An 11,620-nucleotide genomic window follows, 5' to 3' on the forward strand; every position below is an offset into this window, starting at 1 on the left:
CAGCGCGAGGTGCATCTAGGAACTACTCGATAACTCCGTGGCAGGTGTACTGGAAACGCCCAGCGACTAGTCGATCACGGGAAGCTCAGAACCGTCTTCCTTGAACCACGCGATGTGCGGCGGCGAATCCATCGCCCATTCTTTCAGCCTCATGCCCAGCGCCCAGCGGGCATCCTCAATCTGATAGTCCTCGTCCGCGGCGCCGTCGAGGAGGAACTGCCAGAAGCTATTAGGGCCGGTGTCCTTAAGCCACAGCCACACGTAGTCTTCCAGCGAGTGCGCGGCAAGCAGGTCTTCCATGCCCTCGGGCACGAGCGCGCGGTCCGCGCGCACGCGGTCGGCGAGGTCCACGTCAAAGAAGTCGTAAAGGTAGTCCATCGCGGCGTCGGCCTCGGCGTACTCGAAGGCGGCAGCGGCGGCATCGGAAGGCGCATCCATAAAAGCCAGCCTAGCGGTGCTCCGCCACGAGAACCATGCGGTCGACCTCGACCAAGACCTCGTCCACGATTTGTGGGTTGAGGCCACGCTCGCCGCGCATGCGCACGAGGGCCTGTTGGGCGGCGGTGTAGGCAACGCGTTGGGCCTCGGTGGCCTTCTCGCGGGCCTTCTCGATCTTCCAAGCGCGGGTGTCGGGGTTCTGTTCGTCATCGAGCTCGTCGCCCAGGCGGTCGGTGAACCAGTCGTCGATGGTGGCGGCGATCTCGGGATCGGCGTCCGCGTAGTGGCGGCGCAGGGCGGCGAGGGCGGCCTTGCGGGCGCGCTCGGTAATCGCGGTGCGCATCTTGTCGTGTGCGGCCTCGGCCGTAGTCGTGAGATCCAGCTGGCGCATGAGCCACGGCAGGAGCAGGCCGGGAATCACCATGGTCACGAGGAGGACGGTAAGCGCGATGACGGCGAGCTCGTGGTGGAACGGGAACGCGCCGGAGGGCACGGAGAGGACCAGCGCCAGGGTGACGAGTCCGCGCATGCCGGACCACGTCATAAGCAGGACCTCCTGGAGGCGCAGGGGTGCCAGGCGCGGGTGGTGCGAGCGGCGATTGATGAGGTAGAACAGGTACATCCACACCCCGCGCACGACAAACGCCACGAGGGAGAGGATGACGCCCACGAGGATGGAATGGAGGATATCCGCGCCCACCGCGCTGATGGCGTTATTGGCTGACAGGCCGATGAGGCCGAAGGCGACGCCGGTAAAGAGCATCTCCACCGTCTCCCAGAAGCCCTGGCCGGAGAGGCGGTCCTCCGCATGAATCGGCGCGCGCGAGTGCAGCTCAATGGCCGCGATGACCACGGCGATGACGCCGGAAGCGCCGAGTTCCTCCGCTGCGATATAGGTCGCGAAAGGAATAACCCAGGTCAGTGCGTTGCGGGTTGTCGAGTCGTGGACGCCGCGAATAAACCAGGCTGCGAGCCTGCCGATGCCCCATCCCAGCGCCGTCGCCACCACCGCCGAGTAGGCAAAGTCCCCCAGGCCCTCTGCGAAAGAAAGCTCGCCCTGCGCCGTGACCGCGGCGAGCGCGAGGTGGAAGGCGACGATGGACGCGGCGTCGTTGAACAGGCCCTCGGTCTGCAGGGCGGAGATAATACGACGCGGGATGCCGGCGGGCTCGGCGACGGCGTCGACGGCCACGGGGTCCGGCGGGGCGATGGCCGCGCCGATGAGGATGGCGCCGGCGATGCCGATGCCCGGCAACAGCGCGTATGCAGTAAAGCCCACCGTGAAGGTGGTGACGACCACAAGCGCGACGGACAGCAACGCGATGGTCATCCACTGCTCGCGGATGACGCCCCAGGATGTGCGGCGCGCGAGCGACCACAGCAGCGGCGGCAGGAAGATGGGCAGGATGAGCTCGGCAGGGATCTCCAGATCGGTGGGTATGCCCGGCATGAGCGCGGCGACGGTCGCGAGGATGGTAAGCAGCACCGGCCAGGGCAGTCCGATCTTGTCGCCAATAGCGGCAACAACCACCGTCAGCAGCATCAAGGCGACCAAGATCAACAGGACTTCCACGCGGCACTCCCCAGTTTTAAAGTTCGAGAAACAACTCAAAAACCAGTGTAGGCCGCCCTTCTGTTAAGCGGTCGAGATTATCCGTCGAAAACGCTGGGTTCCGTGCCCAACCGCCTGAGTTCGAAGACCTCGAGGAACTCTTCTGCGGAACGCACGCCCTCGTAGCCCAGGCCCGCGGCCATCGCTTCCACGACGTCGCCCACACTGCGGGTCTCGAGCAGCTCGCGCAGCGTCACTGCCCCGTCGCGCTTAGCCAGGCGCTTGCCCTCGGCGTTGAGCACGAGTGGCACGTGGATGTACTCGGGCACGTGTAATCCCAGGAGCGTCGCGAGGTACGCCTGCCGCGGCGCCGAAGAGAGTAGGTCGTCGCCGCGCACAACCTGGTCCACGCCCTGGAATCCGTCATCGACAACGACAGCGAGGTTGTACGCCCAGTCCGGCGCCTGTCCCCCGCGCCGCAGGATGAAGTCATCCACCTCGCCGGTGTAGTCGCCGTGCAGCGCGTCGTGGACGGTGAACTCGGAGACCTCCGCGCGCAGGCGCAGCGCCGGGACCCGGCCTTGGGCGGCGAGCTCGGCGCGCTTGGCGGCGCGGGCGGCATCGGAAAGCTCACGGCATGTCCCTGGGTACTGGCCCGGGATGGCATGCGGCGCACGGGAAGCCTCCTGGATATCCTTGCGCGAACAGTAGCACTCGTAGTACGGCAGCGACTCGAGCGCCGCCTCGTAGGCCGCGTCCCGATCGTGCTGGCAGAGCACCTCATCCCAGTCCAGGCCCAGCGTCGCGAGATCCTCGAGCTGGCGCTGCGCGGACTCCGCCGAGGAGCGCTGCGTGTCCACGTCCTCGACGCGCAGCACGAAGCGCCGCCCCGAGCCCCGCGCCGCAAGCCACGCGATGAGCGCGGTGCGCAGGTTGCCAAAGTGCAGGTCGCCGCTGGGGCTGGGGGCATAACGTCCGGCTGGTGTCATAGCTGCCCAGTCTATCGCGCGCGTTTCGCGCAGACCGCGCGCATGCGGCATAGTTGATGCTCATGACAACTCAATCGGCAACCGCAACCACGGCAGAGCGTGGCGAGAGCATCCGATTCATCCCGGTACAGTCCACGCTGTATCCGTGGCTGGTCACGCTCTTCGTCGTCACGTTCCTCATCTCGAATATCAACGCCACGAAGGGCGTACAGCTCGGCCCGCTCATCACGGACGGCGCGTTCTTCCTCTTCCCGCTCGCCTACATCGTGGGCGACGTGCTCTCCGAGTGCTACGGCTTCAAGTCCACCCGGCGCGCCGTGGCCATCGGCTTCGCGATGGCGATCCTCGCCGCCATCGCGTTCTACATCGCCATCTGGCTGCCGGCCGCGGATTTCTATGAGGGCCAGGAGGCCTTCGCCGCCACGCTCGGACTCATGCCGCAGATCCTCGGCGCCTCGCTCGCCGGCTATGTGGTGGGACAGCTGCTCAACTCGTTTACGCTCGTGCGCATGAAGGCCCACTCGGGCGAGAAGGGACTCATTAGCCGCCTCGTCGCGTCCACCGTCGTGGGTGAGCTCGGCGATACCGTGCTCTTCTGCGCCATCGCCGCGCCCGTCATCGGCATCGCGACCGTTGGCGGGTTCCTCAACTACGTCATCGTGGGCTTCCTGTGGAAGACCGCCTGCGAGGTGGTCATGCTGCCCATCACGACGCAGGTCATCAAGTGGGTGAAGAAGCGCGAGGACTACGTCCCGCTTGACCGTGCCGCCTAATCTCCCGCGTCCCGTGCTCCTGGCTTCCCGTCAGGGGCTTTACTACTTTTTCGCGTAGTAACGGCCCATGAACTCGTCGCGGAAGGCCTCGTAGTAGCCGCCGTCGATGGAGGCTCGGATATTGTCGACGAGGCGAATCATGAACTCCAGGTTGTGCATGGTGCACAGCGTGCCCGCGAGGAACTCGTGAGCCTTGAGCAAGTGGTGGATGTACGCGCGCGAGTAGTTCTCCGAGACGTAGCCGCCGAACTCCTCGTCGATTCCCTTAAAGTCGCGCTTAAACTTGGCGCCCATGAGGTTGAGGCGGCCGTCGAGCGTGTACACGCCGCCGCGGCGGCCCAAGCGCGTGGGCGCGACGCAGTCGAAGGTATCGGCGCCGGCCTCGATGGCGGTGAAGAGATCGTCCGGCTCAGAGATGCCGAGCAGGTGGCGCGGCTTGTCTTCCGGCAGCTCGTCGCAGACCCAGCCCACGATGGTGCCCAGGTTTTCCTTCTCCAACGCTCCGCCGATGCCGAACCCGCCGAAGCCGCGCATGCCGGCGGCAACGGCAGCATCGGAAAGCTGCACGAGGCCACGGGTGGCCTGGCGGCGAAGGTCCTCGTACTGCGCGCCCTGGACCACGCCCCACAGGGACTGGCGGGGCTTTCCGGCGCGCGCGTTGGTGAGTCGGTCATGCTCGTCGAGGCAGCGCTTGGCCCAGCGGTGCGTGCGCGCGACGGACTCCTCCTGGTACTGGCGAGTGTCGACGAGCGTGGTGAGCTCATCAAAGGCAAACATGATGTCCGCGCCCAGGGAGTGCTGGATCTGCATGGAGACCTCCGGCGTGAAACGGTGCTTCGAGCCGTCGATGATGGACTTGAAGTCCACGCCGTCCTCGTCGACCTGCGCCATGCGCTCCTTCTTCGCCGCGCGGATATCGCCCTCAGTAAGGTTCGCGACGTCCATGGCGAGAACCTTCTTAAAGCCGACGCCGAGCGACATGACCTGGAATCCGCCCGAGTCCGTGTACGTGGGGCCGTGCCAGTTCTCGAACTCCGCGACGCCACCTGCCTCGTCCACGATGTCGTGGCCCGGCTGCAGGTAGAGGTGATACGCGTTGGAGAGGATGGCCTGCGCGCCCGTCTGACGGATCTGCTCCGGGGTCAGCGTCTTGACCGTCGCCTTCGTCGCCACGGGGATAAACGCCGGGGTCTGGATATCGCCGTGCGGGGTATGAATCACGCCGGTGCGGCCGTGCTTGCCGCCGCCTTCGGGCAGGCGCGTGTGCACGTCGAAGCTTAAGTCGGTATCCAGAAGTGGTTTTGTCATGGGAACCAGCGTACCTGGGGCCGGTCCGGATTCCTTAACTTTGGGTTCTTATCGCTTCGCCTATTCACATTGGTCGCACAGTGTTAAAAACCCTAAGCTAAGACTGTGATTGCAGCTCAGCAGCGTGGCGGGCTTCCCACTCTTCCTCGAGCTTGGTGCCCTCGATGTCGAGGGTGGGCAGGATCTTGTCGAGCCAGCGCGGGATCCACCACGTGCCGCGGCCGGTGAGGAACATCGTCGCGGGCACGAGCGCCATGCGAATGCAGAACGCGTCGAAGAGGACGCCGGCGGCGAGCGCGAAGCCGAAGATTTTGATGAACGGCAGCGGCTGGCCAATGAACGCCACGAAGACGGCGATCATGATGATGGCAGCGGCGGTGACGACGCGGGCGCCTTGGGCGAAGCCCACGATGGTGGATTCCTCAACGGCGTTGTATTTCCCGTGGAAGGCCTGCGAGCCGCGGGGATTGCGGATGAAGTGCTCGCGCATGCGGGTGACGATGAAGACCTGATAGTCCATCGCCAAGCCGAAGGTCACGCCGATGAGGAAGATCGGCATAAACGAGATGAGCGGGCCCGGCGCGGGGACGAGGCCGGTGAGCCCGTCCTGCCAGACGAGGACCGTGACGCCGAAGGCCGCGCCGACGGAGAGCAGGAAGCCCAGGCCGGCGACGAGCGGAACGAGCAGCGAACGGAACACGACGAGCAGCAGGAGAATGGCGAGGCCGACGACGATGGTCAGGTACGGCAGCATGGCGGCCTGGAGGCGCTCGGTGATATCGAGCTGGACGGCGGTAAGGCCGGTCATGCCGATGTCGGCGCCAGTGGAGTCCGCGATTTCCTCGGTGGCGGTGCGCAGGGCCTGGGCCGTGCCTTCGGTACGCGCGTCAGACGGCGAGGTCTCGGGCGTGACCATGACCTGCGCGGCGGTGCCTTCACCGTTGAGGCCCACGAGCTGCGCGTGCTTCACGCCGCCCACCTGGTTGAGCTGCGAAGCGGTGTAGAGGAAGGAACTCAGCGTCGCCTTGTCCTGGTCCGTGCCGTCGGCCTGCGCCGCCATGTACGGGGCGAGCGCCGCGGAATCCGGGTTGGCGTCCTGACCGTTAACGATGACGAGGAAGGGGCCGTTGATGCCGGGGCCGAAGCCTTCGGCCATAAGGTCGGCCGCCTTGCGCTGCGTCGTGTCTGGGTCCGAGGTCGTATCGGTGGGCAGCGCGAGCTGCATGTGGAGCACCGGCGTGGTGAGCGCGCCGAGGCCGAGGACCACGACGGCCATGACAAGGCCCGGCATGCGCTGGACGAAGCGCACCCAGCGGCTGCCCATAGTCTCGCCGTGGCGGATCTTGCCGCGACGCGTGGGGTTACCGGCGATGCCCGGGATGCGGCCGGCGAAGGCCCTCTTCCCGAACAGGCCGAGTAGCGCCGGCACAAGCGTGAGCGAGACGAGCACCGCGACCGCCACGGTGCCCGCGGCCGACAAACCCATGGCGGTGAGGAAGCCGATGTTGGCAACGAGCAGCGCGAAGAGCGCAGTAAACACTGTGGCGCCGGCGAAGACCACGGAGGACCCGGCAGTGCCGACGGCCATACCGGCGGCATCGGCAGGCGCCATGCGGGCGCGCTCCTGCCGGTAGCGGGAGATAATAAACAGCGAGTAGTCGACGCCCACGGCCAGGCCGATCATGAGGGCGAGGACCGGGGTAATGGAGTTGAGGGTGACCCAGTGGGTGGCAATCATGACGCCCATGGCGCCTAGGCCCACGCCCACGACGGCGGTGATGAGCGGCATGCCCGCAGCGACGAGCGAACCGAAGGTGAAGACCAGAACGATGAACGCGACGGCGAGACCGATGATCTCGGACATTTCTTCGACGGCGATGGCGTCGCCGAAGCCCGCGCCGCCACCCTCGACGGTGAGCCCCTGCTCGCGGCCGAGTTCCATCGCGGCGGTGACGACGTCCTTATCCTCCTGCTTCACGGAGTTCGCGGAGTCCGCGTCGAAGTCGAAGGTCGTGTACGCGATGGTCTCGTCCTCGTTGACCATCGCGAGGTTATCCGCGTCCGCGCGCGCGGTCTCCTCGGGCAGGCCCATGGACGTGAACTGGTCAATGACGCCCTGCTGAAGTTGCGGCGAGACCTCAAGCGGGTTGCCGAAGCGCTGGCCCTCGACGCCGAGGTTGTCCTTGATGTAGTCGACGACGTCTTGGATCGCAGCCATATTTTCCGGATCCGAGAGCTTCTCGCCCTCGGGCGCCTGGAACACAAGGTTGACGCTCGGCGCGTTGGCGAGGTTGCCCGCTTCGGGGAAGAGTTCAGACGCGCGGTGGGTGGCGTCGATGGCCGGGGTATTCGAAATGGAATACTCGCTCGTCATCGGCTTCATGAGTGTGGCCATCGCGCCGGCCGCGGCGGCGACCAGGATGAGCCACGCGATAATGACCTTCCACTTGTTCAGGAAAGACCAGCGTCCCACGTGGTACAGGAACTTAGCCATGTCGTCCTCTCTCGGTTGAAAACTCACCCAAGTGTAGCCGACACAAAAGATAAAGCCCCAACCTGCATAAACAGGTTGGGGCTCAGTGCGGTGGCGGCGGGATTTGAACCCGCGGTTGGGGATTACCCAACACTCGCTTTCGAGGCGAGCACCTTCGGCCGCTCGGACACGCCACCGCGAAACAGCTTAAAGCAGACCTAGGGCCCGAACAAAATCACTGGCCCCGCGGGCGCGTCCGTAACTGCGGTGTGGTTGCGGTTTAGTCTTCCGCAGCGTCCTTCACAGCGGCGATGGAGTCATCGACCTTTTGCTTGACGGCGTCCTTGGCGTCCTCAAACTTCTGCTTGGCGCCTGCCTTGGCCTGGTCCGCTTTGCCCTCGTTCTCGAGGGATTCGTTATCCGTGGCCTCACCAAACTTCTCCTTGGCAGAACCGAGTACTTCGTCCTTCTTGTTCTCAAAATCGCTCATATCCCCACCCTAACGGCGTGACACGGCTGTGTGGGTTACAGCGACGTAACGATTGAGCGCAGGTGGCCGAAGAAGCCGCGCAGCAGCTCGGCGCATTCGTCCTCGAGGACGCCGCCGCGGACCTGTGGGACGTGGAGGGCACCGGGGGCGCGAGGAACCTCGAGGAGAGAGCCGCAAGCGCCGGTGCGTGGTTCCCACGCGCCGAAGACAATGGAGCCGACGCGCGCACCGACGAGGGCGCCGGCGCACATGGCGCAGGGCTCGAGGGTGACGACGAGCTCACAATCGGTGAGCCGCCATCCATCATTGCTTTTCGCCGCGGCGCCAGCCGTGGCGGCGCGGATGGCTTCGACCTCCGCGTGGGCGGTGGGGTCCTGGCGCTGCTCGCGGCGGTTAACGCCGGTGGCGAGCTCGCGGCCGTCGGGGCCGTAGATGACCGCGCCGACGGGCACGTCGCCGGCGGGCGTCGTGCGCGCGACCTCGAGGGCACGGCGCATGCGTTCCTCGGCGCGGGCGAGGCCGGATTCGCGGGGCAGGACGCGCTCGGGCTGGTCGGGCGCGGCGGGGGTGCTAGAGATCGAGGGCATCTTCCAGCTCGTCGCCGAAGCCCAGCTCGCCCGCGATGCGCAGCAGCATGTCCGAGGGATAGTCCTCGTCATTGTCGATGATGGCCTCGATTTGATACTCGTCCATGCCGAGGTCGGCCAGGATGTCGAAGTCGCCGTCGCCGAAGGGGTCAGCGTCGTCGAGGTCTTCCGGGGCGATATCGGGGACCTCAAGGTCGCGCAACTCCAGGAAACCTGCCGCGAAGTCATCATCGACGGCCATGGTGGCATCGGAAAGCAACATGCGCACATCGCCCGGAACCGGGCGGACGATGACGAAGTAGTCATCGTCGACGCACAGCAGCGCAAACGCTGCGCCCTCGCTGCGCAGCGCACGCACTGCGGCGATCGACGTCTGGGGGGTTTCAAAGTCATCCTCGAAAAGACGGACAACCCAGGCACCCTCGCTGCGCGCGACCGTCACGGCGAAGGAGAGCAATTCATCCTGACTCATACCTCGTCAGGTTAGTCGGGTTGTGCCATGATTGTCATGTGAATCCTTATACCGTCTCCCGCCCTGTCTGCATTATTGGCCTCGGCCTCATCGGCGGCTCACTGCTGCGCGATCTGACCGCACGCGAGCATGCCGTATTCGGCTATAACCACTCCACCTCCGGCGCCCGCCGCGCCGCTAAGCAGGGCTTCGACGTCACCAACGACCTGCCCGGTGTCCTCGCCCGCGCGGAGAAAGAAGGCGCGCTCATCGTCCTCGCCGTGCCTTTCGAGGCCGTCGCCTCCGTCCTCGACGCCGTCGTCGAGCACGCCCCTACGTGCGGCATCACGGACGTCGTGTCCGTAAAGACCCAGGTCTACGATCTGGTCAAGGAACGCGGTCTCGAGTCCCGTTACGTGGGCGGCCACCCCATGGCTGGCACCTCCCAGTCCGGCTGGGATAACTCGCAGCGCGGCCTCTTCGCCGGTGCGGCGTGGGCCGTGACCTATGACTACGCCCTGGAGGTGGAGAAGCTGCCTCAGTCCTGGATCGACCTCTTCGCCGACGTCGTGCGCCTCGCCGCCATGGCCAAGGCCGAGGCCATGCCGGTGCGCGTCGCCCCGCATGACGAAGCCGTCGCGCGCGTGAGCCACTTGCCGCACGTCATCGCCGAGTCCCTCGCCGTCGTCGGCGACCACGGCGGAATCCTCTCCCAGTCGCTGGCTGCCGGCTCCTTCAAGGACGCCACTCGCGTGGCGGGCACCCGACCGGAGCTCGTGCAGCAGATGTGTGAGACCAACGCCGCGGCCGTGGTCAAGGCGCTCGACGAGTTCCTGAACTACGTTGCCGCCGCGCGCGACGCGCTGGCCTCAGACAACCCCACCATCGCGGACCTCGCGGAGGCTGGCTATGCCGCCCGCACCCGCCTCGAAGCGCGCACCGGCGCCCGCAAGGAGTCCGTCTCCCCCGTGAAGATTTCTTCCCGCCCCGTCCTGCGCCTGTCCCCCGGCTCCCACGGCTGGGTCTCCCAGCTGCGTCAGGCCGAGTCCATGGGCGGACGTATCGAGGTCTTCTAAATCCCCGGCGTTAGATTCCCAACACGGACTTGGCAATGAGGAAGCAAATAATAAGGCCGGTCGCGTCGCAGAAAGTCGAGATAAACGGGTTGGAGAAGACTGCTGGGTCCGCTCCCACCTTCTTCGCGACCAGCGGCATGAGTCCGCCCACGGAGGCAGACATCGTGCACACCAAGAACAGCGTGGTTCCGATGACCGTGCCGATCTTCACGTCATAGACCAGGGTCGCAAGGATAAAACCCACCGTGCCCAGCACGGTGCCAAGCACCATGCCAATACGCAACTCGCGCCACAACACGCCCCACAAGTCACGGTCGCGCACATCGCCCATCGCGAGAGCTCGCGTCACCGTGGTGGCAGCCTGATTGCCCGTATTACCGCCGGTGCCGGTGAGCAGCGGAATAAACAAGGACAGCACCACCGCGGCTGCAAGTGCTTCCTCAAACATGGCCAGCACCTGCACGGTGAGCAGCGCGGAGACCGCCAACACGAGCAGCCACACGATGCGCGACTTCACCAGCTTCATGAGCGGCGTAGACAGATACGGTTGGTGCAGTGGATTGGTACCACCCGCACGCGCGGTGTCCTCGTTATCTGCTTCCTCCTGGATATCCATAGCGTCATCCCAGGCGAGCAGTCCCACCAGGCGCCCCGAGGCATCCACAATGGGCAGCGCCAGGAGGTCCAGCGGCAGAAACCAACGCACGACCTCCTCCGCGTCATCCGTGGCCGTTGCCTGCACCGCCTCGTGCATGAGTTCCCCCAGCGGCGTATCTCCTGCGGCCTGGAAGACTTCACGGAAACTCACCACGCCCACCAGCCGGCGGTCCGTCTCCACGATGGGCAGCGTGTAGATCGTCTCCAAGTCCTGCGCGGTCTCTTTAAGTTGCGCCAGCGCCGCAGCCGCAGTCATCTCCGGATACAGCGTGGGAACCTCCGGCGACATGCGGCGGCCCACCGAGCCCTTCTCATAGCCCAACACCACGCCCGTAACCTGACTTAGGTCATTTTAGTCAGACGGTTGGGGCAGCTTTTCGGTGAGTTCGCGGATGTCAGCGGGCAGGTTGGTCTGTGCATGGAGGGTCTGGCCTGCGATTTCGACGGTAAATGTCCGGTATTTCTTCAAGGTTCGTACCAATCGCTTCAATGACAGGCCCGAGGCTTGTTCCAACACGTGGCCTGTGGCCATCGCGGCCATCACAATGGTTAGGTGCGCGTGGATGGAGTCTTCTTTACGGTGATAAATCGGTCGGGCTTTCAGGTCTGATTTCGCCATTCGGAACGATTTCTCAATCTTGAACAGGCGCCGGTAGGCACCGATGACTTCCTGGGGTTTTAAGTCTGTGCGTGAGGTCTCGTATCCTTTAATCCCCGCCAGGGTCAGGTGCTTGTTGGCTAGGGCGTGGTTGACTTGCTTATTCGGGGCCTTGAGATTGACGTATCGATTCCGCTTGACGGGTATCTTTCCGTCAACAGCACGTTG

10 protein-coding genes, 1 tRNA gene and 2 pseudogenes are annotated in these 11,620 nt (G+C 65.1%); 2 read left to right on the top strand and 11 right to left on the bottom strand.

The genetic code is table 11. From position 1 onward, the window contains the following. Positions 1–66: 66 nt before the first annotated feature. The 3 genes from ABJ196_RS01185 to gluQRS all read right to left on the bottom strand — a co-directional run bounded on the left by ABJ196_RS01185 (position 67) and on the right by gluQRS (position 2,979). Positions 67–438, bottom strand: a complete 372-nt coding sequence (locus ABJ196_RS01185; RefSeq protein WP_347304860.1) for a hypothetical protein — start codon at positions 436–438, stop codon at positions 67–69. Positions 439–448: 10 nt separating this feature from the next. Continuing rightward, complete coding sequence (locus ABJ196_RS01190; RefSeq protein ID WP_347304861.1) at positions 449–2,011, bottom strand: sodium:proton antiporter; 1,563 nt, start codon at positions 2,009–2,011, stop codon at positions 449–451. Positions 2,012–2,088: 77 nt separating this feature from the next. Next, positions 2,089–2,979: a tRNA glutamyl-Q(34) synthetase GluQRS gene (gluQRS, locus tag ABJ196_RS01195; RefSeq protein ID WP_347304862.1), complete on the bottom strand. Its 891-nt coding sequence runs from the start codon at positions 2,977–2,979 to the stop codon at positions 2,089–2,091. Positions 2,980–3,041: 62 nt separating this feature from the next. Here gluQRS and ABJ196_RS01200 point away from each other — a divergent pair, with 62 nt between their 5' ends. Then, on the top strand, positions 3,042–3,752 hold the full coding sequence (locus ABJ196_RS01200) for a queuosine precursor transporter (protein WP_347304863.1): 711 nt from the start codon (positions 3,042–3,044) through the stop codon (positions 3,750–3,752). A gap of 42 nt (positions 3,753–3,794) precedes the next feature. On the opposite strand, the gene tgt is transcribed toward ABJ196_RS01200, so the two are convergent. From tgt to ABJ196_RS01230, 6 genes are all read right to left on the bottom strand, one after another. Next, a complete protein-coding gene (tgt, locus tag ABJ196_RS01205) occupies positions 3,795–5,060 on the bottom strand; it encodes a tRNA guanosine(34) transglycosylase Tgt (RefSeq protein WP_347304864.1) in 1,266 nt (421 codons plus the stop codon). Positions 5,061–5,157: 97 nt separating this feature from the next. Continuing rightward, positions 5,158–7,554: an MMPL family transporter gene (locus ABJ196_RS01210; protein WP_347304865.1), complete on the bottom strand. Its 2,397-nt coding sequence runs from the start codon at positions 7,552–7,554 to the stop codon at positions 5,158–5,160. Between the two features lie 88 nt (positions 7,555–7,642). Further along, positions 7,643–7,730: transfer RNA gene (locus ABJ196_RS01215), tRNA-Ser, on the bottom strand. An 83-nt stretch (positions 7,731–7,813) separates the two neighbouring features. Continuing rightward, entirely contained in the window at positions 7,814–8,023 is a 210-nt protein-coding gene (locus tag ABJ196_RS01220; RefSeq protein ID WP_347304866.1) for a CsbD family protein, read from the bottom strand. 35 nt (positions 8,024–8,058) lie between these two features. After that, positions 8,059–8,520 carry a nucleoside deaminase gene (locus tag ABJ196_RS01225; RefSeq protein ID WP_347304875.1) on the bottom strand — a complete coding sequence of 154 codons (462 nt, stop codon included), beginning with the start codon at positions 8,518–8,520 and terminating at the stop codon, positions 8,059–8,061. 73 nt (positions 8,521–8,593) lie between these two features. Beyond that, positions 8,594–9,082 carry a tRNA adenosine deaminase-associated protein gene (locus tag ABJ196_RS01230; RefSeq protein ID WP_347304867.1) on the bottom strand — a complete coding sequence of 163 codons (489 nt, stop codon included), beginning with the start codon at positions 9,080–9,082 and terminating at the stop codon, positions 8,594–8,596. A 38-nt stretch (positions 9,083–9,120) separates the two neighbouring features. Here ABJ196_RS01230 and ABJ196_RS01235 point away from each other — a divergent pair, with 38 nt between their 5' ends. Beyond that, positions 9,121–10,137, top strand: coding sequence for a prephenate dehydrogenase (locus tag ABJ196_RS01235; RefSeq protein WP_347304868.1), 1,017 nt, complete (start codon positions 9,121–9,123; stop codon positions 10,135–10,137). A 10-nt stretch (positions 10,138–10,147) separates the two neighbouring features. On the opposite strand, the pseudogene mgtE reads toward ABJ196_RS01235, so the two are convergent. Further along, positions 10,148–11,131: pseudogene (gene mgtE / locus ABJ196_RS01240) on the bottom strand (magnesium transporter); the annotation flags it as partial. Positions 11,132–11,146: 15 nt separating this feature from the next. Beyond that, positions 11,147–11,620: pseudogene (locus ABJ196_RS01245) on the bottom strand (transposase); the annotation flags it as partial.

Source organism: Corynebacterium sp. SA-MJD20WY100, assembly GCF_039822565.1.
Classification (GTDB): domain Bacteria; phylum Actinomycetota; class Actinomycetes; order Mycobacteriales; family Mycobacteriaceae; genus Corynebacterium; species Corynebacterium phoceense_A.

Bases quoted from the DNA above. Each gene is read 5' to 3' on its own strand.
- ABJ196_RS01185 (WP_347304860.1), bottom strand. From the start codon at position 438: ATGGATGCGCCTTCCGATGCCGCCGCTGCCGCCTTCGAGTACGCCGAG.
- gluQRS (WP_347304862.1), bottom strand. From the start codon at position 2,979: ATGACACCAGCCGGACGTTATGCCCCCAGCCCCAGCGGCGACCTGCAC.
- ABJ196_RS01200 (WP_347304863.1), top strand. From the start codon at position 3,042: ATGACAACTCAATCGGCAACCGCAACCACGGCAGAGCGTGGCGAGAGC.
- tgt (WP_347304864.1), bottom strand. From the start codon at position 5,060: ATGACAAAACCACTTCTGGATACCGACTTAAGCTTCGACGTGCACACG.
- ABJ196_RS01210 (WP_347304865.1), bottom strand. From the start codon at position 7,554: ATGGCTAAGTTCCTGTACCACGTGGGACGCTGGTCTTTCCTGAACAAG.
- ABJ196_RS01220 (WP_347304866.1), bottom strand. From the start codon at position 8,023: ATGAGCGATTTTGAGAACAAGAAGGACGAAGTACTCGGTTCTGCCAAG.
- ABJ196_RS01225 (WP_347304875.1), bottom strand. From the start codon at position 8,520: ATGCGCCGTGCCCTCGAGGTCGCGCGCACGACGCCCGCCGGCGACGTG.
- ABJ196_RS01230 (WP_347304867.1), bottom strand. From the start codon at position 9,082: ATGAGTCAGGATGAATTGCTCTCCTTCGCCGTGACGGTCGCGCGCAGC.